Here is a 22,263-nt window from a genome sequence, read left to right as displayed (position 1 = left end):
CTGTTGAAAGCGGAACGATAGGCGCGATACTCGCGGGAGGTGGTGCGCTGACTAAGACTACCGCGGGAACAGTTACACTTTCAGGTACAAATACATATACTGGCGGTACAACAATAAGTGCAGGATCATTACAATACGGTGCCAGTAATGTCCTTTCTAACAGCAGTGCAGTTACAGTTTCAGGGGGGACACTTGATATTGTCGGCTATGATGACACAGTAGCTGCTGTAACATTGACAAGCGGTGATATTGTAGGGACAACAGGTGTTTTGACAGGCAGTTCATATGCTGTTGAAAGCGGAACGATAGGCGCGATACTCGCGGGAGGTGGTGCGCTGACTAAGACTACCGCGGGAACAGTTACATTAGTAGGGGAAAATACCTATTCGGGTGGGACAACGGTAAGTGGAGGCACACTCGAAACAACCGTAACCGGAGGTTTGCAAGGAGATATAACAAATAATGCGACAGTGGAGTTTATAGATGTGATGGTCTCAATAACATGTTCAAGCATAATCAGTGGAACAGGAGTAGTAATAAAAAGCGCTTTTGGAGAGACAACAATTTCGGGTCAAAACACCTATTCGGGAGGAACACTGGTAAGTGGAGGAATACTCAAAGGAACGACAACAAGTTTGCAGGGAGATATAACAAATAACGCGACAGTAAAGTTCAGCCAAATGGGTGGTGGTACATATTCGAGTGTTATCAGTGGATCTGGAGCATTGATAAAAAGCGATATAGGGACAGTAACATTATCAGGGGCAAATACCTATACTGGTGCGACAACAGTAAGTGCGGGATCATTAAAATACGGAGCCAGTAATGTCCTTTCTAACAGCAGTGCAATTACAGTTTCAGGGGGGACACTTGATATTGTTAACTACGATGACACAGTAGCAGCTGTAACATTAACGAGCGGTGCAATTACAGGAACGTCAGGTGTTTTGACAGGCAGTTCATATGCTGTTGAAAGCGGAACGATAAGCGCGATACTCGCGGGAGTTGGTGCATTGACTAAGACTGCCGCGGGAACAGTTACACTTTCAGGTGCGAATACCTATTCGGGTGCAACTACGATTGATATTGGAACACTGTCTGTAACCGGCACCATTGCTGACAGCGCGGTTGCAATTAACAGCGGGGGTACGCTGATTGGTTCAGGAACTGTTGGAGATGTTGTTGTTGCAAGCGGCGGTACTTTTTCTCCTGGATTGAGTCCGGGGACGCTGAATTCCGGTGCTGCTGTATGGGAAAGTGGAGGCACCTATCTTTGGGAGATTAATAAAGCCACAGGTTTAAAAGGGGCCCCTTTGGGTCTCGGCTGGGATTGGCTTGATATTACAGGCGGACTTAGTATAACAGCGACTTCAGGCAGTAAATTTAATCTTGATCTATCAACGATGGAGGTTGATGCTTCTAACTTTAATAACCTTCAAGATTATTTATGGGTTATAGCAACTGCTTCTACCGGAATTACAAGTTTTTCTGCCGATAAGTTTGATATTGACAGCGCTTTATTTACAAATGCCCTTGGCGGCGGGGCTTTTGGTATCAGTCAGAGCGGAAATGATATCAATCTAACATTTACCGCGGTGCCTGAACCGTCTACATACGCGCTTTTTGGTATAGGTCTTTTGGGGTTACTTGGCGGATGGATTAGGAAAAAAGCTGTAAGAACAATATGACAAATAAAGCCCGTTGTTTATCAAATCGGGGACGGTTCTGCTTTTTTATTGAAAAGAGAACAAATTAGTAATAGAGTGATAAAAAATAGAACCGTTTCCAATTTCCTAAAAAAAACTTGTATATTATAGTGAAAAGTGATATAACTGCACCCTTTCGCTTATGCGGGAATGTGTAGTGTACGCAAGAAAATGAGAATTAATAAATGGAGGTGTGTGTTTTGAAAGCATATGAAGGTATTTTTATTTTAGACCCAAACTTACAAAAGGACGATATCGAAGCTCTTATTAAAGAGATTCAAACAGATATTACTAATAATAAGGGTTCAGTAGAGGAAACGTTACACTTAGGTAAAAGAAGATTGACTCATAAAATTAAAAAATGCATAGACGGGTACTACGTGCTTATTAATTTCTTTTTAGATAGTACAGCCGTTATCAAGTTGCATCCAAAACTGAAATTAAATGATAGTGTATTTAGATATATGTTTGTAGACCGGGATAAAAAGGGTTTTTCACCGATAAAGACATTTGTTGAAGAGCCGGCTGAAAGATCATATGGCGAGAGATCATATGGTGAGAGATCATATGGAGAAAGATCGTATGGTGCTCCAAGTAGGCCAGTTGCACAGGCTCCAGAAACACCTAAAGAAGAAGCACCCAAAGAAGAGGTACTAAAAGAGGATGCACCTAAAGAAGAAGTAGTCAAGGAAGCGGTAAGTAAAGAAGAAGTAGTCAAAGAAGAGGCACCTAAAGAAGAAGCAGCAGCTAAAGAAGAAGCACCCAAAGAAGAGGTGCCAAAAGAGGATGCACCTAAAGAAGAAGTAGCTAAAGAAGACCAGAGCACTAATACTGCAACATAAACTTACTAACAGGGAAAATGAAGCATGGTTAATTTAAATAAAGTTTTTTTGGCGGGTAATTTGACACGTGATCCTGAAGTGCGTAACATATCATCAGGCGCTGCAGTGGCGAATCTGGGGTTAGCGGTGAATAGGTATTATTCAACAAAGAATGGCGAACGAAAAGAAGAAACTCTTTTTATTCGTGTTGTTGTGTGGGGTAAGGTTGCTGAATCGTGTAAAGAATATCTGACAAAAGGTTCACCTGTTTTGGTAGAGGGTAGACTCATGAATCGCTCATGGGAACAAAATGGGCAAAAAAGAAATACTATTGAAGTAGTAGCGCTAAGTGTACAATTCTTGAGTCGCGGAACTAAGGGGGGCTCAGAAAAAATGAGCACAGGATACGATGAGCAGCATGATGAATCCGTCCCTCTTGATGAATCAGCGGTTGCAGAAGGTCCATCACGCGAGGATGATGATATACCATTTTAACTGTAAGATATGAAATAGATAGGTGATTGGGGGAAGCTATGTTGAAAACGAAACCAAGAAAGAAAAGTAGTAAATTTAAAGTATTCAGGCAGAAGAAATGCAAGTTTTGTGTCGATAAGATAGATGATGTTGATTACAAACAAGTTAGTTTGTTGAAAAGGCACATGACTGAACGGGGGAAAGTAATGCCGCGCAGAATTACCGGTAATTGTGCATACCATCAGAGGCTAATGACGAATGCGATAAAAATAGCGCGAAATATGGCTCTTTTGCCGTATGTTGTAAAGTAACGGTAAGTAATCATTGATTGAGAGACGCACAAAAGTAAAAGTAGGGAGGTAGAAAATGGAAGTTCTGTTAGCGAGAGATGTAGAGAGAGTTGGAAAAAGTGGGGATATTGTAAAAGTAAAAGACGGATACGCTCGCAATTTTCTTCTTCCACAAAAATTCGCGGTTATTGCAACGCCGGATAATATAAAGCGATTAGAAGTAATTAAACGCAAACGTGAAGAGGAAGAACAGAAAAAAGTTGAAGCGCTAAAAGTTTTAGCTGATCAAATATCAAAATTATCGTGCACCATTACTGCAAAATCAGGTGAAGATGATGCATTGTATGGTTCGGTATCTTCTCAGGATATTGCTGCAGCATTAGTAAATGAGGGTGTTCAAATAGATAAGAAGCAGATTGAGATAGCTGAGCCAATTAAAGCGTTGGGATTGTTTACCGTAAAGGTAAAAGTGCACAGTGAAATAGATGCTAACTTGAAGGTGTGGGTTATCAAAGATAAAGGATAGTGCTCTTCAAGATGGTGTGAAATGTATTTATTGCATCTATATAAGCTGTCCTATATCATTGCTGTCCTTTTAAGTAAACCCGTGAGAGACGGGTGCCTTTAGTGATATTGAAATGTATACCTCCAGTAGAAATTAGTTTTGTTTCTAATGGGGTAAATAGAGTGAAGTGAGTCGAGCATCATGTCCTCAACCGTGCAGGATGTTACCAATATACAGAAAATAATGCCTGATAAGCTCCCGCCGCAAAATATTGAGGCGGAAATGGCCGTTCTCGGTGCTATGCTGTTTGACGAGAATACGGTCTCGGACATTATCTATAAGTTAACCTCAGTAAGTTTCCATAAATCATTTCATCAGAAAATATATGCCGCGATTTTGGCGCTATATGAAGAAAATAAACCCGTTGATCTTATTACCTTAACAGAAAAGCTTAAAGCGCAAGGTGAGCTTGAGAAAGCGGGAGGAGCTTCATATATCACGTCTCTTTTAGATGTTGTTTCAAGCGCTGCGAATGTTGAGACGTATGTCCAGATGGTCAATGAAAAAGCAATATTGCGCAATCTTATAATGTCTTCCAGCGAAATAATATCTGATTGTTATAGGACAGATATTGAAGTCAATAATCTTATTGATGGTGTTGAAAAGAAAATCTTTGATATTTCTGAGAAACGAATTCAAAACGATTTTGTGCCCATAAAAGACCTTATAAAAGAAAGCGTTATGACGGTACAGAATCTGTACAATAAAAAAACCAGAATCATAGGTGTGCCGTCTGGTTTTGCCGATATTGATGAGAAAATGTCAGGACTACAAAAGTCAGATCTTATTATTCTTGCCGCCCGACCTTCAATGGGTAAGACGTCACTTGCGCTCAGTATTGCCGAGCATGTTGGTATACGCGAAAAAAAGCCCGTTGCATTATTTAGTTTGGAAATGTCTAAAGAGCAGCTCGTGATGAGAATGCTCTGTTCTCTTGCACGGGTGAATGCCCATAAAGTAAGAAGCGGGTTTCTCGGCGAGAGTGATTTTCCAGATTTAGTTAATGCCGCAGGAAAGCTTTCAACAGCGCCGGTTTATATTGACGATACACCAAGTATCTCAGTTATGGAACTAAGAGCAAAGGCGCGACGTCTTAAGATGAAAGCAAAAATAGAAGTTATCATTGTTGACTATATTCAGTTAGTAGCAGGGTCGAGTCGAAGATCGGAGAACAGGCAACAGGAAATGTCAGACATTTCACAAGCGTTAAAAGCGCTTGCACGTGAACTGCAAGTTCCCGTTGTTGTGTTAAGCCAGTTAAATAGAGCGGTAGAGTCAAGACCAGATCACAGGCCGCAGCTATCTGATTTGCGAGAATCAGGGGCTATTGAACAGGATGCAGACGTAGTGTTGCTTCTTACAAGGCGTGAATATTACGACAGGGAAGATTCTCCCGGTACAGCTGATCTCATTATTGCAAAACAGCGTAATGGTCCTACGGGCGAGATTCGACTGGCGTTTCGTGAAGAATATACACGGTTTGACGATTACATTGATAGGGAAGAAGTTGAATCATTTGAAGATCAATGATTACACTGTTGCATTTATAGGCAATTTTGATAAACTGATACGTTGATCGATAGCAGGGTTGACTTTAATAACTATGCATAAAAATCCTTATATGTTGAGAAAGGACTCTTACGTGAAAAAAATTATTCTCTTTTTGGTAGTGGCTGTTACGGCGCACTGCATGAGCGTGGGCTTGCTCTATGCAGCGGATGAAAAGTCGGGGTCTATCGTAAAAGAAATTATTGTTTTAGGTAACAGGTCAGTTGATGATGCCGTTATATTGAGCAGAATTAAAACAAAAGTAGGTGGACCGTTTTCTCAGAATGTTGCAAATTATGATTTAAGGCGACTGTATACACTGGGTTATTTTGTGAATATCAGTATCGACATTGAAGATTTCGCTGATGGGGTAAAGGTTGCATTTATTGTCCGGGAGAAACCGTTTTTAAAAGATGTTGTTATTCAAGGCAATAAGGTCTTTAAGACTGATAAAATAATGGAGCACATGAAAACAAAAGTGCATAAGATTCTTGATGAAGCAAATATCAAGAAAGATATGCAAGCAATAAGGAAGATGTATGAAGATAAGGGATATTATTCGGTTAAGTTATCATACAAGGTGAGCATTAACGAAAATACAGGTCGAGCAATACTCTTTATTACTATTATTGAAGGTAAAAAGATGTATGTAAAAAAGGTATCTTTTGAGGGTGTAACAGCTTTTAAAGATAAGCAAATTCGGAAGCTTATGAAAACAAAACCACGATGGTTTTTCAGGCCGGGCTATTTGAAAGAGGATATATTTCGGGACGATCTTGACCGGATACAGGCTTTTTATGTATCAAAGGGATACATTGATATGAAGATCAAAGATGTAAAAAGAATGTATAAAGAAGATAATGCAGAACTTTACATTACTATTTCTATAGATGAAGGACAGCAGTACATTATTGATAAGATTATGTTTAAAGGAAACAAGAAGTTTCCCACACAAGCGATTTCAACCGGGTTAAAAATGCATACGGGAAAAACATTTATTCCTAGTGATTATCGCAACGATTTACAAACAGTTGAAAATTTTTACTTCTCAAAAGGATACATTGATGCAAAGGTACGGTCCGATACCGTTATAGATTATGAAGCAAAGAAGCTGGATATTTCATACAGCATCCAAGAGGATGATATATCGTATATAGAAAAAATCGATATTCGCGGGAACTTAGTGACAAAAGATAAAGTTATAAGACGTGAAATATTGGCTAAACCCGGACAAAAATTTGATAGCTTGAGAATTAAGCGCAGTCAACAACGTCTGCAAAACTTAAATTATTTTAAGAATGTGAGCGTTGACTACGAGCCCACAGGGATTCAACACAAGAAAAATCTTGTGTTTACTGTTGAGGAAAAGAAAACAGGTGAATTAAGTTTTGGCGCAGGATTTAGCTCAATTGACAGTTTGGTCGGTTTTGCCGAAGTGTCACAAAGTAATTTTGATTTTATGAATTTTCCTACATTTGTTGGTTCGGGACAAAAAATGAGACTTCGCGTAGAAGCGGGTAATGAAAGACAGGAAGGAATAATAAGTTTTACTGAGCCCTATATGTTCGATCGAAGAATTGCCGGTGGTTTTGATGCGTATGTTGCAAATAGGACGTATCTTAGTAGCCGGTACGATGAACAAAAGATCGGATTTGATCTACGCGCTGCTAAATCGCTTATGCCGTTTTTGCGTGGTGATCTTATTTATACTTTAGAAGAGGTTAAGATCGATGTCGATGAAGATTCATCTGATGAACTAAAAAGAGAAGATGGAACACGCAGTGTCAGTAAGGTAACAGGAAAACTTGATTATGATACACGCGACAGTTTCTTCTTTCCGACAAAAGGATTCAGGGTGCTCTTAATCGGTGATATTGCCGGCCTTGGTGGGACCACAAATTTTGCGAAATGTACCGGAAGGTTTGCTCAATATTTCTCTTTTTTTGATACGCATGTATTGCGTCTTGTAGGTGAGCTTGGTATCGTTCAGGAGTTTGGTAGTTCGGAGTTTGTTCCAATCTTTGATAGGTATTTTATGGGTGGTGCGAATTCTGTCAGAGGTTTTAAGTATAGAAAAGTGGGACCAAAAGATTCTTTCGGTGAGCCAATAGGTGGAAATGTAGAAATATTCAAATCTGCCGAGTATAGTTTCCCTATAATTTCTATTATTCGCGGTGCATTTTTCTTTGATACAGGTAATGTGTTTCGTACAACGGGTGATATTGACTTAGGCGAGATGAATGGTGCTATTGGGTGTGGTGTAAGGCTTAATCTTCCTGTTGGTCCTGTACAGCTTGATTATGGATATCCCGTATACACTGATAAAGAAACAAAGCAAGGTAACGGAGAAATAACGTTTAATATGGGCACAAGATTTTAATAGTAACATAACAGTTTATATAAGAAAGGGAGGTATTTATGTTTAAAGTAAGGAATATGATAATTGCCGCATGTGTGGGTGTTTTTCTTTTTGGTTTGTGCGTGAGCTCAAGTTTTGCTGAAAGCAAAATTGGTTATGTAAACATGGAAAAATGTTTCAATGAATACGGAAAAACGCAGACTGCTAACGCTAAATTACAGGAAGAGCAAAAGAAAAAAAGAGCTGAAGCAGAAAAGATGGTTGCATCAATCAATAAGCTTAAAGAGGAAAGTGAACTTCTAAGCGATCAGGCAAGAAGAAATAAAGAAGCGATTATCAAAGAAAAGATCAAAGAATTAAGAGATTTTGAAAAAGATACTGTTGGCGAAATCCGCGACAAGTTACTGACACTAAGAAAAGATATTATTGGCGAAATCACGAAAGTAATTGAGGAAAAAGGTAAAAAAGAAGGATATGATTATATTTTTATCAGTGATGTTCTTGTATACAAAAAAGACGGTGCTGACGTTACTGAGAGTATTTTAGAGATACTTAATAAGGGTAGTAAATAAATATTGTATCTCGTTAGTGTTTAATTTCTTTATGAAGGATATGAGCACATGCAAAAAAAACTAAGTGAAATAGCAGCGCTTATCGGTGCTGAGTTAAGCGGTGACGGGGATATATCTGTAACGGGTGTATCTGGTATAAAAGAAGCACATGTCGGAGATATTACATTTCTTGCAAATCAGAAATATATGCCGCTTTTGGAAACAACTGAGGCATCTGCGATTATTGTGGGGCGTGATATTCCGGATATTAAGCTTGCTCATATCAGGTGCGATAACCCATCTCTGACATTTTCTAAAGTGATAGAGCTCATGGGGCCACCTAAAATAGTCTATACACCGGGAGTGCATTCTACAGCAGTTATTGGTAAGAATGTAACTCTCGGTCAAGATGTGTGCGTACAAGCGCATGTCGTGATTGAAGACGGATGCACTATTAGTGACAAAACCGTTATTGGCGCCGGAACTTATATAGGGCACTATTCAGAAATAGGTCCCGGATGCCTTATCTATCCAAATGTTGTTGTTCGGGAACGAACAATTCTTGGTGAGCGAGTGGTTATCCATAGCGGTACCGTTATTGGTAGTGATGGTTTTGGTTTTGTTATGAGAGAAGGTAAGCACATAAAGATTCCTCAGATTGGCACGGTGATGATTGAGGATGACGTTGAAATCGGAGCAAATGTAACTATTGATCGAGCTCGTTTTGATAAGACCATTATCAAAAAAGGAACAAAAATAGATAATCTTGTACAGATTGCACACAACGTGGTGGTTGGCGAACATTGTATATTAGTTGCGCATTCAGGTATTGCAGGAAGTACAACATTGGGTAATTATGTGACTATGGCGGCCCAAGCCGGCGCAGTTGGGCATCTTTCAATAGGTGACAGGGCGATAATTGCAGCACAAGCAGGCGTAACAAAAGACATTGCCGCTGGTGCAATTGTTGTTGGCGCTCCAGCAGTGGATCACATGAAGTTTAAAAAGAATGTTGCGATGACTAACAGGCTCGGTAAGTTATACGATAAAGTTAATCAACTCGATAAGAAAGTAAAAGAGCTTCAAGAAAAAGGAAGTAAAGAGACATGACGACACAGAAACAGAAAACAATTATAAGGGAAGCAAGTTATTCGGGAATTTGTCTCCACACGGGTGCATACACCAATATAACGTGTAAACCTGCACCGGTAAATACGGGAGTTGTATTTATACGGAAAGATCTCGACGGGAGTCCTCAAATAAAAGCGTGCGTTGAGAACGTCGTTGATGTAAGGCGAGGGACAACACTTGGTGTCGGAGAAGCAAAGGTGCACACAATAGAGCATTTGCTTGCCGCTCTTTCCGGTTTTGGTATTGATAATGTATTCGTTGAGATGAATGCTCCGGAGTTACCTGTTGGAGATGGTAGTTCGATACCTTTTGTCACTATGATCAAAGAAGCGGGAATAGTTGATCAGGATGCCCCTAAAGATTGCCTTGTCGTTACTGAGCCAATAAGTTTTGTTGATGGTGATAACTCAATAGTTGCTCTTCCTGCTGATGAGTTCAAAGTATCGTGCACCATATCGTTTAACCATAAATTTCTCAAATCACAGTATGTAGCAATGCCTATTACTTCAGAGATATTTGATACAGAAATTGCGCCTGCCAGAACATTTTGTTTTTATCACGAAGTAGAAGAATTAATGGATAAAGGGCTCATAAAGGGTGGAAGCCTTGATAACGCGATTGTTATCGGAGATGACGGTGTTTTTAGTAAAGAGAATCTTAGGTTTGATGATGAATTTGCAAGGCACAAGATATTAGATATTATCGGGGACCTATACTTGCTTGGAAAACCAATACAAGCGCATATAATTGCGATAAAAAGCGGGCATGCCCTTAATGTGAAGTTTGTTGAAAGGCTTGTAAAGAAATATGGGAAAAAGACTTCGGTTTTAGCCCCGTCGGTGTCTGGAAAAAAAGAGATTGAGGTGCCGCTTGATATCAATAAGATAAAGAAGATATTGCCTCATCGATATCCGTTTCTTATGGTAGATAGAATCATTGAAACCGATAACGAAAAGAAAATTATAGGATATAAAAATTTAACGGTAAATGAAGAGTTCTTTAATGGTCATTTTCCGGGAAACCCGGTAATGCCTGGTGTACTGCAGTTAGAAGCAATGGCGCAAACAGCCGGTGTTTTGATGTTGAAATTACGCGAAGACGAGAAAAAAAATGCGTACTTTATGGCAATTGATAACGCAAAATTCAGAAGGACAGTTATTCCTGGAGATCAGTTGCGCATTGAAGTGAGTGTGTTAAAGATGAAAAGTAAAATCGGTAAAGTACATGCACAGACTTTTGTTGACGGAGAATTAGCATCTGAAGCTGATCTTACATTTGCATTTGTCGATGAGTAGGTGCTGTAATAGAGGTAGGATATTAAAATGAATATTAATACATTATCTGTTGTGCATAAAAATGCGAAAATTGGAAACAATGTAACCATTGGACCTTTCTGTACTGTGGGAGAAAATGTTGAGATAGGAGACGGAACAACTCTTATATCACATGTTGTTGTCGATGGATACACAACGATTGGCCAGAACTGCACAATATTTCCTGGTGCGGCAATCGGCTTAATTACACAGGACTTGAAGTTTAAAGGTGAAAAAACATTTGTAAAGATTGGATCAGGAACAACGATACGTGAAAACGTTACCGTAAATAGCGCAACGGGTGAAGGAACGGAAACAGTTGTTGGTGATAATTGTCATATTATGGCATATGCGCATATTGCTCATAACTGTATTGTGGGCAATAATGTTATTATAGCCAATGTTGGTACACTTGCCGGATGTGTAACCATTGAAGATCAAGCTATTATTGGTGGGCTTGTTGCTATACATCAATTTTGTCGTATAGGAAAACTATCAATTGTTGGCGGATGTTCAAAAGTTGTACAAGATATTCCTCCCTATATGATGGCTGATGGACATCCTGCGGTAGTGCGTGGTATCAACTCTGTTGGCATGAAACGAAAAGGACATACATTAGAAACACAACGAACATTAAAGAATGTATGCAAAGTTTTTTTCCGTTCAGATCTCAATACGAAACAGGCATTAGAGAAGCTATCAGATCTTCCACAGTTACCCGAAGTAAAAGAATTTATTCAGTTTGTTAATAAATCTGAACGAGGCATTTGCAGGCCTTAACCTTTGATGTATCCATTCACTGTGGCAAGAGAATCTAACCAAACAAAACTGTTTAAGTATACAAGAAAGAGTACGTATAAGGTATGGAAACACTAGGGTTAATAGCAGGATGGGGCCAATTGCCCTTCATGGTGATTGATGGGGCACGTGCCCGTGGTGTATCTAAAATCTGTGCAGTCGGGTTCCACGGTCATACCGATCCAGAAATTGAAGAAAAAGTTGACCAGTTTAAATGGATCGGTGTCGGGCAACTTAATACAATGATTCGGTTTTTTAAAGATGCTTCCGCGAGTCGCGCGGTAATGGCAGGAAAGCTTAAGCATACACTTATATTTAGTAATATCAAATTTGATTTACGTATGATAGGAATGGTTGCAAAGCTTAAAGATAGACGTGCTGACAGTATATTGGGCGCAATAGCAGATGAACTAGAAAAAGATGGTATCACCCTTTTGGAGCTTCCTCCTTGGCTGGGGACAGGTATGCCAGATAAAGGTGTTTTGACAAAAACAATCCCGACAAAATCCCAGCAAGAAGATATTGATTTTGGATACACAATTGCCAAGGGGATATCAGGGCTTGATATCGGGCAAACCGTTGTTGTTAAAGATAAGGCTGTTTTGGCTGTAGAAGCGTTTGAGGGAACGGACGAAACATTGGTTCGCGGTGGACATTATGGAAAGAAACATTCTGTTGCGATAAAAGTCGCAAAACCTTCTCAAGACATGCGTTTTGATGTTCCGGTTATCGGCGTTGAAACGATAGAAGTCCTCAAAAAAGCAAAGATTGATTGTTGTGCAATAGAAGCGCAAAAAACAATACTTATTGATAAGGAAAAGATAATGCAAGCAGCAGATAGTGCGAAGATAGCACTTGTTGCAATATAAGGCGGGATGAACAATGGAAAAATTAAAAGCTGTAGTAATAGGAGTGGGACATTTAGGCCGGCATCATGCGCGTGTATATACTGAACTTCAAGATGTGGAGCTAGTAGGTGTTGTGGATAGTGATAGTGGCCGTGGAAATAAGGTTGCTAAGAAACATAATGTGCAATATTATTCATCGATAGAGCCGATTTTAGATACTGTTGATGTTGCCAATGTAGTTGTGCCTACACCGGCACATTTTGAAATAGCTGAAAAGTTGTTGTGCTCGGGTGTGCACGTATTAATTGAAAAACCTATTACAGAAACATTAGAGCAGGCAGAGAAACTAGTAAAACTGCAAAAAGAAAAAGATGTTGTGTTGCAGGTTGGTCATATTGAACGGTTTAATCCTGCTATTCGCGCAGTGAAAGACATTGTGTTTAATCCGATGTTTGTAGAGGTGCATCGTTTGTGCCCCTATAATCCGCGAGGAACAGATGTTGGTGTAGTGCTTGATCTAATGATTCATGATATTGATATTCTTCTTAATCTTGTTCCTTCACCGGTAAAAGAAATAAGAGCAGTCGGAATAAATGTCGTAAGCGAGAATGATGATATTGCAAACGCACGTATTGAATTTGAGAATGGTTGTGTCGCAAATATTGCAGCAAGTAAGATTGGTAATAAAGAAATGAGAAAAATAAGAATTTTCCAAAACAAAGCATATATCTCACTTGATTATCAAAATCAGAATGGATATATATACACTATGAATAATGCAAAGGTGCGAAGAAAGAAAATCCCTCTCAAAAAAGATGAACCGCTTAAATCTGAAATACAGTCATTTATTGAAAGTGTGAAAAAAAATGAGGTTCCACTTGTGACAGGAGAACATGGTTTGCATGCGCTTGAAGTTGCAATGGAGATAATAGCACAAATACGTGAAAAGAAAAAATTAATGAAAGAACGTGGAATAGTTTAAAAACTTAAACACTAAATACTGATATCTAATCTCTAAACAATATCAAATATCAAAATCCAAAACTAACAATAATTTAATAGTAATTTTTGGTCATTTGAAAATTTGAATTTTAGATTTGTTTAGTATTTCGATATTAGTGTTTGGAATTTAATAATAGTTGTTAAAATTATGAAAAAAATACTAGTTATAGCCGGTGAACAGTCCGGTGACATGCACGGGGCACATCTTGTTAGAGAAATATGTGCTAAGAAAAATGACGTGAGAGTATTTGCAGCCGGAGGCGAAAAACTTAAAGCTGCAGGTGCGACGCTTTTGTATGACCTTGCATCAAAGGCTGTTATGGGCTCGGTTGAGGTCCTTAAGCATTACCGTGAACTGAAACGAGTCTTTAATTCTCTCCTTTTGTTTGTTGATACTGAAAAACCTGATGTTGTTATACTTATCGATTATCCCGGATTTAATCTAAAGTTTGCTGAAGCGGTAAAGAAAAAAGGTGTAAAGGTAATTTACTATATCAGTCCGCAGATATGGGCCTGGGCTCCAGGAAGGATTACAAAAATAAAAAGATGTGTAGATCATATGATTGTGATACTTCCGTTTGAAAAGGATCTTTATGAAAAAGCAGGTGTGCCGGTAACCTATGTGGGACATCCATTAATTGATAGTATGAAAGAAGGTTTGGAAGAAAGTTTCGTAAAAGAACATAGTATTAAAAGTGATGATTGTATTGTAGGGATACTCCCGGGTAGTAGGGAAACTGAGATAAAAAAAAATCTTCCTATAATGTTGGAAACGGCTGAACTATTACAAAAAACGAATGTAAACACCAGGTTTTTTATAGCGTATGATCAGAAGGCTTTAGGGCATATTGTTCCAGATATTATGTGTAAGCACACTGTGCATGTAGAGATAGTAGACAATGTATGCAATGTTATGAAGGTGTCAAAGGTGTGCATGGTTGCTTCCGGGACAGCGACTATACAAACTGCTTTTTATCTTACACCTATGGTAATAATATATAAAGTTGCTGTTATAACGTGGTTTTTAGCAAAACTTTTGATTAAAATCCCATATATTGGGCTCGTAAATGTTATAGCGCAAAAAAAGATCATTGATGAATATATTCAATTTGATGCAAAACCAGAGTTGATTTCTTCTAAAGTAAAAGATATCATTGATGACTGCAACAAATATGCACAAATAAAAGAAGAGTTAGGAAAAGTAAAAGAAAAACTTGGGCGTCCCGGGGCAAGTGCACGTGCCGCGGATGTTGTTCTTACAATGTTAGGATAATAATATGACACAAAAAACAACTATTAAAAGATTATTTGGTTTTATTAAGCCGTATTTGGCGATATTTATTATAGCGATGGTGTGTCTCATTCTATTCACGATATTTAGCGGTTTTTCAATAATGACAATTTTGCCTTTGGTTGACGGTGTATTAAGTGGTAAAAAAATAACCTTCACGACAGCCGTGCCATTTCCTGGTAAGGAGCAATTTTATGAGATCCTCAATTATTTAAACGGTTTTGATAGAATAGCCCTCTTAAATATCATGATGGGTTTTTTCTTTGTTGTAACCTGTCTTAAGCTTGTCTTTGATTATATACAACAAGTGCTTATGGAATATATTGGGCAAAATGCAACCCGTGATGTTCGAGTACTCATTTATGCAAAAATACAATATCTTTCAATGGATTATTTCTCTAAGGAACGTGTTGGTGTTTTGATGGCGAGAATCACCAACGATGTAAATATTCTTCTAGAACTTCTTTCTGGAAGATTTGCTTCATCACTCAAAGATGCAATGCAGATACTCTTATATACAACGATTATTGTAGTAATTGATTATAAGCTTGCCTTGGTTGCGTTGGTGATCTTACCCGTTGTTGCATATCCGGTACTAAAGGTGGGTAAACGATTACGGAAACTCAGTAAACAGTCACAAGAAACAATAGGTGACTTGAATTCAATTTTACAGGAAACATTTTCTGGTATACGTGTTGTTCAGGCATTTTCAATGGAAGAATATGAAATATCACGGTTTAGGCAGATTGCAAACCATTTTGCTAAAATAATGATTAAAGCAGCTAAACGTGAAGCGTTTTTAGGGCCACTTACAGAAATAGCAGGTATCACTCTTGCACTTTTTGTTGTGTACTACTGTTCACGACGTGTTCTGGGCGGTGCTATGTCACTTGGACAATTTATTCTGTTTTTAGGGGCGCTTGTATCAATGGTAAAGCCATTAAAGGTGATCGCAAAACTTAATGTTACGATACAAAAGGGTATGGCAGCGGGTGAACGTGTGTTTGAAGTACTTGATGCAAAGTCATCAGTTGTTGAAAAAGAAAATCCGATAGAGCTTGAAACACTGAAAAATGAAATTGCATTTAAAGACATATCTTTTTCCTATAAAAAGGGCGAGGCTGTTTTATCGGATATTGATTTTTCGGTGAAGCGGGGGCAGATAATTGCTTTTGTCGGATCTAGCGGTGTGGGCAAAACGACGTTGGTGAACCTTCTTCCGCGTTTTTATGATGTAACGAAAGGTGCCATATCTATTGACGGGTGTGATATTAGAGATCTATCGATTGAATCATTGCGCAAAAATATCGGGATTGTAACTCAGGAAACAATACTCTTTAATGACACGATCAAAAATAATATTGCATACGGTCATATTGAGACAAGTTTCGATAAGCTTGTTGAAACGACAAAGATAGCTAATGCTCATAATTTTATCATGAACCTTCCTGACCAGTATGACACTGTAATCGGTGATCGTGGCGCTCGGCTCTCCGGTGGCGAAAAACAGCGCATAACTATAGCTAGAGCAATTCTAAAAAATCCGGCGATATTGATCCTTGATGAAGCAACGAGTGCGCTTGATACTGAATCTGAACGATTAGTACAGGAAGCACTTGATAAATTAATGGAACACAGAACGGTATTGGTAATTGCGCATCGGCTTTCGACAATACAACATGCTGATACTATTATTGCTTTGGATGACGGAACAATTGCTGAAATGGGCAGGCATGATGAACTGATAACCCATGCTGGGGTGTACAAAAAGTTTTACGACCTCCAGTTTTCAAATGTAAATAAAGACAATGTTAAATAAAATCTCTAATTTTATTATTGATCGTACTCTTCCTGCACTTGGTTTTATAATTTTATCGTGTGTTGCAAAATCAATTCGCTTAAAACCGATTAATGACGAATTTATTTCAGATCAGGTTAAAAAGGGGAAGAATGTAATTTTTGCATTTTGGCATAATCGTCTTATCATGATGCCTCACATTTATCGGACATTGATAAATCGTAATGGCAAGCTTGCCGCCTTGATCAGCAGGAGTAAAGATGGGCAGATTGTCAGTGGTATAATCCATAGGTATGGACTTGCAACAGTCCGCGGATCAAGTTCCCGTGGTGGTAAAGCTGCGTTTAAAGAGATGATAAGAATGTTACGGTCTGGATACGATGCAGGATACACTCCCGATGGACCAAAAGGTCCAGTCTATAGCGTGGCACAAGGGATAATTACCCTTGCTCAAATTACCGGATATCCGATTGTTCCGATATCCTATGAGGTTACCAGGAGAAAGGTCTTGAGAAGCTGGGATCGCATGGTGCTTCCCATGCCCTTTACTCGTGGAGTGGTGGTATATGGCAAACCAGTAATAGTATCACGTGATGATTCTGAGCGGGTTAAAGATGAAAAGGCAATAGAATTAAGAAATGAACTTTTGAAAATAATCGATGAAGGCTGTGCCTCCCTGGGGATAGAACAAGAAAAATACTAAACACTCCCCACACATAAATACCCTAATATAAGTAGCTTGCAGAAATCCTTAATAAAATCAAAAAAAACTTGTAAAAAACTATGTTTTAGTATAGCATTTACGTTCCGTGCTTGCGTGTGCTTGTGCGTGATGAATAGAAGCTGGATTCCGGACATCGGCAGTAAACAGTAAGAAAACGGTATAGAAGGTTTCTATTCATTGTTTCGGTGTCTGGCAGTATGCGTATGCATACACCATTAGAGAAGGAGGATGTATTTTGGCTTTAACAGTATCTATTAAAGATTTATTAGAATCGGGAGTGCATTTTGGCCATCAGACAAAACGATGGAACCCGAAGATGTCTCCGTATATCTTTGAAGCAAAGAACAATATACATATTATTGATCTTCAAATGACAATGGTAAAACTAGCTGAAGCGCATGAATTTTTGAAGAGCGTAGGAAATATGGAACAGCCTGTTTTATTTGTCGGCACAAAAAAGCAGGCAAAAGAAGCAGTGATTGCCGCAGCGACAAAATGCGGTATGTATTATATCAACGAGAGATGGTTAGGTGGCTTCTTGACCAACAACCAAACGGTACGTAAAAGTATCGAACGATATAAAAATTACGAACAGATGGAGCAAGACGGGACATTAGATCTTTTGCCAAAGAAAGAAGCGGCGTCAATAAAGCACGAGTTATTCAAATTGCGCAAAAATCTTGAAGGGATAAAAGAGATGAAGGTGTTGCCGAAAGCAGTGATCATCATTGATCCCAAAAAAGAGAAAATAGCCGTTGCTGAAGCAAAGAAACTAGGTATACCTATTGTTGCTATTGTTGATACGAATTCTGATCCTGAAGAAATTGATTATTGTGTGCCAGGAAACGATGATGCTATGAAATCGGTTCGTATATTGACATCAGTGTTTGCTGACGCAATACTCGAAGGTAAAGCATCGGCGCATTACACAAAAAAGGATGACGGAAAATCTGTCGAGGAAAAAACCGATAAAAAAGAAGGTGCAGTAGCTGAATCGGCAGGAGAAAAGCAAGATGGAAAAGAAAGCAAAGAGCCAAAGAAGAAAACTAAGAAGGTTGAAAAAGAAGAAAAAGAATAAGTGCCAGTCCGCATGAAGGGCATAGATGATAAAGGAGTTGTTATGGAGATTCCCGCAGAGAAAGTAAAAGAGCTAAGAGATCAAACCAATGTTGGTATGATGGATTGTAAAAATGCGCTTAAAGAAGCAAAAGGCGATATAAACACTGCAATGGAGATATTAAAGATAAAAGGTATTGCAGTAGCAGCAAAAAAATCAAGCCGTACAGCAAACCAAGGTATTATTGGTTCGTACCTGCATATGGGCGGGAAAATCGGTGTTTTGGTTGAAATAAACTGTGAGACAGATTTTGTTGCTAAAAATGAAAATTTCCAGGCATTTGTGAAAGATATTGCTATGCAGATTGCTGCATCGGATCCGAAATATGTTAAACGTGAAGAAGTTCCTGAAGACATAATAGAAAAGGAAAGAAAAATCTTTACTGAGCAAGTGACCGGAAAACCTGAGAACGTAATTGAAAAGATTGTAGACGGCAAAATGGAAAAGTTCTATTCAGAATTTTGTCTTTTGGATCAGATCTTTGTTAAAGATACATCTGTAAAAGTGAAAGAACTCCTTACATCAAAAATTACTGAAATCGGTGAAAATATTATTATTAACAGATTTTCACGATTTCAGGTAGGAAAAGAATAGTAATAAAAAAACTGTTGCTCTATGAAAAAACCTGTATATAAGAGGATCGTTTTAAAGTTAAGTGGCGAGGCATTGCAGGGTAAAAAAGGTTATGGTATAGACCACTCTGTATGTAAGTCATTTGCAGTATCTATTAAAGAGATCTGGAAGCTGAAAGTACAGGTAACCGTAGTAATAGGGGGTGGAAACATATTTCGAGGTTTAGCGGCTGAAGAAAGCGGTATGGATCGCACAACAGCCGACTACATGGGGATGCTAGCAACCATGATAAACGGTCTTGCGGTACAAGACGCACTCGAAAAAATAAAGGTTCCGACACGAGTACTTACTGCGATCGAGATGAGGCAAGTGGCAGAACCGTTTATACGAAGACGCGCCATAAGACATCTTGATAAGAATAGAGTGGTTATTTTTGTTGCAGGAACGGGTAACCCTTATTTTACGACAGATACAACAGCTGCACTAAGAGCAAACGAAATAAATGCAGATGTTCTTTTAAAAGCTACAAGAGTTAATGGTATTTATGATGCTGATCCGGAGAAGAATCCGAAAGCAGTGATGTACAATGAGCTTCGATACATGGACGCGATAAAGAAAAAACTGAAGATAATGGATTCGACAGCATTTTCACTATGCATGGATAATGAGATACCTATCGTAGTTTTTAATATGTTTAAAAAAGATAATCTAAAATCTGTTGTGTTAGGGAAAAAAATTGGTACAATAGTGGCCAATTAACATAAGGCAGCAGGGCATAGGTACCAAGGAGGTTAATATGCCGGTAAGAAAAGTTCTAGATGAGATGGAAAGCAAGATGAATAAATCGCTTGAGTTTTTAAAAAGCGAGTTTTTAACCGTACATACGGGTAAAGCGTCAAGTGCGTTAGTTGAGAATATTAAAGTAGATTATTACGGTACGCCGACACGTTTGAAAGAGCTTGCAGGTATTACAACGCCTGAGCCGAGATTGATCGTTATACAGCCATGGGATGTTGCCGCAGCCGCTGAAGTTGATAAAGCGATAAAAAAAGCAAACATTGGTTTTAATCCGATTATTGATGGTAAGCTTGTTCGAATACGTATACCTGAGCTGAGTGAAGAGAGAAGAAAAGATTTAGATAAAGTTGCGAAGAGAATGACTGAAGAAGCACGTGTGGCGATACGCAGTGAAAGACGTCATGCGAACGAGCAGATAAAGGCATTAGAAAAATCACACGAAATAACTGAAGATGATATGTTCAAGAATGAAAAGATCGTTCAGGACAAAACAAATAATTGTATTAAGCAGATAGATGAAATGCTTGCAGGAAAAGAAGAAGAAATCCTGCAGGTCTGATCTTTAGGATTAAGATAAAATATTGGGCCGCTAGCTCATCAGGTAGAGCACCACACTTTTAATGTGGCTGTGCTAGGTTCAAGTCCTAGGCGGCTCATATATTTTGTAATGTCCGGTGCATACACAAATGAATATGATTGATTATTTGCTGTATGCAAAACTCCGTATGGAGTATGAGTTTAAGACCCTATCGTCTAGCCCGGTCCAGGACATCGCCCTTTCACGGCGACGACGCGGGTTCAAATCCCGCTAGGGTCGCCAAGTAGGAGGCGTTGCGAAACCATTTCGATGATTAGCAGCGCCTTCTTTGTTTATAATAACGTCTGTATCGTCTAATACGTAGTAACGTATGCTTACCCTATCCTTCCCATATTCAACACTATGGATAAGCTCAGTCATCGCACGTTTCTTATCATATGGGGATAATGGACGGTATGCCTCAGTAAATGCCTTAAGACCATTACGTGCAACATCTCTGCTTATGGTTTGACTCTCGATATCGTTTGCCTTAATGCGCGCATCATTGCGCTCTTTAATTAGATCCTTCCGCTCCTTATCTAATCTATTAAGCTCATTGGCTATTACGTGCTCTTTATCCTGTGCTATTACCTCACTAAAGGTATTTGTTACCATACTGACCTTTTTATCAATAGAAGCTATCTTTACATCAATACCCCGATCGGATTCCCTGAGCTCTTTAATAAACCGCCGATTATCTTCATCATTATGTGACATTACCTCTTTGAATACCTCATCATCATTTACAAGACTGCGGATCCTGTTTAATACAAGTTGCTCTATAGCAGGTGCACTAATAGTTCTGGTAGAACAGGTATCTTTCCCGCTATGAATAGCCTTTGTACATGCATAATAAAAGTATCTTTTTGACTTACCGCGCGAGTATCTTGGTGTCATTTGACTATTACATTCACTACAGTAAATTAAACCTTCTAATAAGAAGTTGTGTTTATTCACTTTCTTAATGCTTCCATTCCTACGGTTATTCTCATTTCTGATTTCCTGAGCATGATTATATATGTCTTCTGAGAGGATCGCCTCGTGTTTACCCAAAAACAGCTCATCTTTATAAGATATCTTACCAATATAAACGGGATTTTGTATTGTCCTTGCTATATGTGTATCAATGAACTTAACACCGCCTATTTCTTGACCTTTCTTTGCCTTATAACTTTTTGTGCGATACCCAAGATCATTTATGCAGTTTGCAACTTTAACATACGAAGCTAACTCTATATATTTCTCGAAGATAAGATTAACAATGGGCGCTTCTTCTTTATTAACAGCAAGTCCTTTCTTGGGGATTAGATTATATCCCAATGGGAGATGTCCGCCATTCCATATACCTCTTTTAGCTCTAAAGACCATAGCGTCACGTGTCCTTTCTGATGTCTGTTCTCTTTCGAGCTGAGCAAAGACCAATACTATCCTTACCGCGGCTCGTGACATCGGGCTTGATGTATCAAAACTCTCTCTTAACGATATAAGTGTTACTTTATATTCTTCAAAGAACCGTAATAGTTTTTCAAAGTCCAATATCGAACGGCTAAGGCGATCCAACTTCTTTACAATAACAGTATCGATCTTGCCTTTCTTGCAATCCCTTAGGAGCTTCTTTAACTCCGGACGATCAATATTCTTCCCGGACTTTCCTTCTTCACGGTATACTTGAACAATAGATATATCCTTGTATTTACAATATGAACGAGCTTCGTCAACCTGTTCATCTAACGACTCACCTCGTCTGACTTGTAAATCAGTAGACACCCTTGTATATACACCAATCTTCATAATAATCAATCCCTCCGCCCGCTCGGCATATCGCTCTACTTTGCAGAGCGCTCTGCTCTCGCAGGGCTATGCTATCCCAATGAAGTAATACTCTGCTCCTTCCTGAACGTCAGTCGCAGTAATGTGTGGCACTAGGTCGTGCCACTTGCCTCGCCGTGGCTGGCTCGGCTTTTCTTTGCCCCCTTTTT

Annotated in this window: 21 protein-coding genes and 2 tRNA genes; 22 read left to right on the top strand and 1 reads right to left on the bottom strand. The window is 38.9% G+C overall.

The window, feature by feature from the left end; all coding sequences use genetic code 11:
* The 22 genes from P9M13_05935 to P9M13_05830 all read left to right on the top strand — a co-directional run.
* A partial coding sequence (locus tag P9M13_05935) for an autotransporter-associated beta strand repeat-containing protein (protein MDP8262821.1) occupies positions 1-1,688 on the top strand: 1,688 nt, incomplete at its 5' end.
* Between the two features lie 218 nt (positions 1,689-1,906).
* Positions 1,907-2,548, top strand: a complete 642-nt coding sequence (rpsF, locus tag P9M13_05930) for a 30S ribosomal protein S6 (GenBank protein ID MDP8262820.1) — start codon at positions 1,907-1,909, stop codon at positions 2,546-2,548.
* A gap of 24 nt (positions 2,549-2,572) precedes the next feature.
* Positions 2,573-3,022, top strand: coding sequence for a single-stranded DNA-binding protein (gene ssb / locus P9M13_05925; GenBank protein MDP8262819.1), 450 nt, complete (start codon positions 2,573-2,575; stop codon positions 3,020-3,022).
* 38 nt (positions 3,023-3,060) lie between these two features.
* The gene (rpsR, locus tag P9M13_05920; protein ID MDP8262818.1) at positions 3,061-3,312 is read left to right on the top strand and encodes a 30S ribosomal protein S18; all 252 of its coding nucleotides are present in this window, start codon (positions 3,061-3,063) and stop codon (positions 3,310-3,312) included.
* 55 nt (positions 3,313-3,367) lie between these two features.
* A complete protein-coding gene (rplI, locus tag P9M13_05915; GenBank protein MDP8262817.1) occupies positions 3,368-3,817 on the top strand; it encodes a 50S ribosomal protein L9 in 450 nt (149 codons plus the stop codon).
* A 180-nt stretch (positions 3,818-3,997) separates the two neighbouring features.
* A complete protein-coding gene (dnaB, locus tag P9M13_05910; protein ID MDP8262816.1) occupies positions 3,998-5,386 on the top strand; it encodes a replicative DNA helicase in 1,389 nt (462 codons plus the stop codon).
* A 112-nt stretch (positions 5,387-5,498) separates the two neighbouring features.
* Positions 5,499-7,784, top strand: coding sequence for an outer membrane protein assembly factor BamA (gene bamA / locus P9M13_05905; protein ID MDP8262815.1), 2,286 nt, complete (start codon positions 5,499-5,501; stop codon positions 7,782-7,784).
* Positions 7,785-7,822: 38 nt separating this feature from the next.
* Entirely contained in the window at positions 7,823-8,335 is a 513-nt protein-coding gene (locus P9M13_05900; protein MDP8262814.1) for an OmpH family outer membrane protein, read from the top strand.
* Positions 8,336-8,383: 48 nt separating this feature from the next.
* Positions 8,384-9,424: a UDP-3-O-(3-hydroxymyristoyl)glucosamine N-acyltransferase gene (gene lpxD, locus P9M13_05895; GenBank protein MDP8262813.1), complete on the top strand. Its 1,041-nt coding sequence runs from the start codon at positions 8,384-8,386 to the stop codon at positions 9,422-9,424.
* The gene (locus tag P9M13_05890) at positions 9,421-10,740 is read left to right on the top strand and encodes a bifunctional UDP-3-O-[3-hydroxymyristoyl] N-acetylglucosamine deacetylase/3-hydroxyacyl-ACP dehydratase (protein ID MDP8262812.1); all 1,320 of its coding nucleotides are present in this window, start codon (positions 9,421-9,423) and stop codon (positions 10,738-10,740) included. Before lpxD ends, P9M13_05890 begins: the two co-directional genes overlap by 4 nt.
* Positions 10,741-10,767: 27 nt before the next feature.
* On the top strand, positions 10,768-11,538 hold the full coding sequence (lpxA, locus tag P9M13_05885) for an acyl-ACP--UDP-N-acetylglucosamine O-acyltransferase (protein ID MDP8262811.1): 771 nt from the start codon (positions 10,768-10,770) through the stop codon (positions 11,536-11,538).
* 83 nt (positions 11,539-11,621) lie between these two features.
* Positions 11,622-12,425, top strand: a complete 804-nt coding sequence (gene lpxI, locus P9M13_05880; GenBank protein MDP8262810.1) for a UDP-2,3-diacylglucosamine diphosphatase LpxI — start codon at positions 11,622-11,624, stop codon at positions 12,423-12,425.
* Between the two features lie 13 nt (positions 12,426-12,438).
* Entirely contained in the window at positions 12,439-13,386 is a 948-nt protein-coding gene (locus P9M13_05875; protein ID MDP8262809.1) for a Gfo/Idh/MocA family oxidoreductase, read from the top strand.
* 168 nt (positions 13,387-13,554) lie between these two features.
* Positions 13,555-14,679, top strand: a complete 1,125-nt coding sequence (gene lpxB, locus P9M13_05870; protein ID MDP8262808.1) for a lipid-A-disaccharide synthase — start codon at positions 13,555-13,557, stop codon at positions 14,677-14,679.
* 4 nt (positions 14,680-14,683) lie between these two features.
* Complete coding sequence (locus P9M13_05865; protein ID MDP8262807.1) at positions 14,684-16,516, top strand: ABC transporter ATP-binding protein; 1,833 nt, start codon at positions 14,684-14,686, stop codon at positions 16,514-16,516.
* The gene (locus P9M13_05860; GenBank protein ID MDP8262806.1) at positions 16,506-17,198 is read left to right on the top strand and encodes a lysophospholipid acyltransferase family protein; all 693 of its coding nucleotides are present in this window, start codon (positions 16,506-16,508) and stop codon (positions 17,196-17,198) included. The genes P9M13_05865 and P9M13_05860 overlap by 11 nt, the downstream gene beginning before the upstream one ends.
* 256 nt (positions 17,199-17,454) lie before the next feature.
* Positions 17,455-18,297 (top strand): 30S ribosomal protein S2, encoded by an 843-nt coding sequence (gene rpsB, locus P9M13_05855; GenBank protein MDP8262805.1) that lies wholly within the window; start codon positions 17,455-17,457, stop codon positions 18,295-18,297.
* Positions 18,298-18,309: 12 nt separating this feature from the next.
* Positions 18,310-18,930 carry a translation elongation factor Ts gene (gene tsf / locus P9M13_05850; protein ID MDP8262804.1) on the top strand — a complete coding sequence of 207 codons (621 nt, stop codon included), beginning with the start codon at positions 18,310-18,312 and terminating at the stop codon, positions 18,928-18,930.
* A 21-nt stretch (positions 18,931-18,951) separates the two neighbouring features.
* Complete coding sequence (pyrH, locus tag P9M13_05845) at positions 18,952-19,668, top strand: UMP kinase (protein MDP8262803.1); 717 nt, start codon at positions 18,952-18,954, stop codon at positions 19,666-19,668.
* A 37-nt stretch (positions 19,669-19,705) separates the two neighbouring features.
* Positions 19,706-20,266, top strand: coding sequence for a ribosome recycling factor (gene frr, locus P9M13_05840; protein MDP8262802.1), 561 nt, complete (start codon positions 19,706-19,708; stop codon positions 20,264-20,266).
* Positions 20,267-20,290: 24 nt separating this feature from the next.
* Positions 20,291-20,363, top strand: a tRNA-Lys gene (locus tag P9M13_05835).
* Positions 20,364-20,449: 86 nt separating this feature from the next.
* Positions 20,450-20,527 (top strand) — tRNA-Glu (locus P9M13_05830).
* On the opposite strand, the gene P9M13_05825 is transcribed toward P9M13_05830, so the two are convergent.
* Complete coding sequence (locus P9M13_05825; GenBank protein MDP8262801.1) at positions 20,516-22,075, bottom strand: recombinase family protein; 1,560 nt, start codon at positions 22,073-22,075, stop codon at positions 20,516-20,518. The genes P9M13_05830 and P9M13_05825 overlap by 12 nt on opposite strands.
* Between the last annotated feature and the right edge of the window lie 188 nt (positions 22,076-22,263).

The sequence above is a fragment of the Candidatus Ancaeobacter aquaticus genome, assembly GCA_030765405.1.
Lineage (GTDB): Bacteria > Auribacterota > Ancaeobacteria > Ancaeobacterales > Ancaeobacteraceae > Ancaeobacter > Ancaeobacter aquaticus.
The sequence above is the reverse complement of the archived record's forward strand: the minus strand, read 5'-3'. Positions and strand labels throughout refer to the sequence as shown.

Excerpts from the sequence above, each read along its gene's own strand:
- rpsR (MDP8262818.1), top strand. The coding sequence starts at position 3,061 with ATGTTGAAAACGAAACCAAGAAAGAAAAGTAGTAAATTTAAAGTATTC.
- frr (MDP8262802.1), top strand. The coding sequence starts at position 19,706 with ATGCCGGTAAGAAAAGTTCTAGATGAGATGGAAAGCAAGATGAATAAA.
- P9M13_05900 (MDP8262814.1), top strand. The coding sequence starts at position 7,823 with ATGTTTAAAGTAAGGAATATGATAATTGCCGCATGTGTGGGTGTTTTT.
- lpxB (MDP8262808.1), top strand. The coding sequence starts at position 13,555 with ATGAAAAAAATACTAGTTATAGCCGGTGAACAGTCCGGTGACATGCAC.
- ssb (MDP8262819.1), top strand. The coding sequence starts at position 2,573 with ATGGTTAATTTAAATAAAGTTTTTTTGGCGGGTAATTTGACACGTGAT.
- P9M13_05875 (MDP8262809.1), top strand. The coding sequence starts at position 12,439 with ATGGAAAAATTAAAAGCTGTAGTAATAGGAGTGGGACATTTAGGCCGG.
- P9M13_05825 (MDP8262801.1), bottom strand. The coding sequence starts at position 22,075 with ATGAAGATTGGTGTATATACAAGGGTGTCTACTGATTTACAAGTCAGA.
- P9M13_05860 (MDP8262806.1), top strand. The coding sequence starts at position 16,506 with ATGTTAAATAAAATCTCTAATTTTATTATTGATCGTACTCTTCCTGCA.
- lpxD (MDP8262813.1), top strand. The coding sequence starts at position 8,384 with ATGCAAAAAAAACTAAGTGAAATAGCAGCGCTTATCGGTGCTGAGTTA.
- tsf (MDP8262804.1), top strand. The coding sequence starts at position 18,310 with ATGAAGGGCATAGATGATAAAGGAGTTGTTATGGAGATTCCCGCAGAG.
- P9M13_05865 (MDP8262807.1), top strand. The coding sequence starts at position 14,684 with ATGACACAAAAAACAACTATTAAAAGATTATTTGGTTTTATTAAGCCG.
- lpxA (MDP8262811.1), top strand. The coding sequence starts at position 10,768 with ATGAATATTAATACATTATCTGTTGTGCATAAAAATGCGAAAATTGGA.
- pyrH (MDP8262803.1), top strand. The coding sequence starts at position 18,952 with ATGAAAAAACCTGTATATAAGAGGATCGTTTTAAAGTTAAGTGGCGAG.
- dnaB (MDP8262816.1), top strand. The coding sequence starts at position 3,998 with ATGTCCTCAACCGTGCAGGATGTTACCAATATACAGAAAATAATGCCT.
- rplI (MDP8262817.1), top strand. The coding sequence starts at position 3,368 with ATGGAAGTTCTGTTAGCGAGAGATGTAGAGAGAGTTGGAAAAAGTGGG.
- lpxI (MDP8262810.1), top strand. The coding sequence starts at position 11,622 with ATGGAAACACTAGGGTTAATAGCAGGATGGGGCCAATTGCCCTTCATG.
- P9M13_05890 (MDP8262812.1), top strand. The coding sequence starts at position 9,421 with ATGACGACACAGAAACAGAAAACAATTATAAGGGAAGCAAGTTATTCG.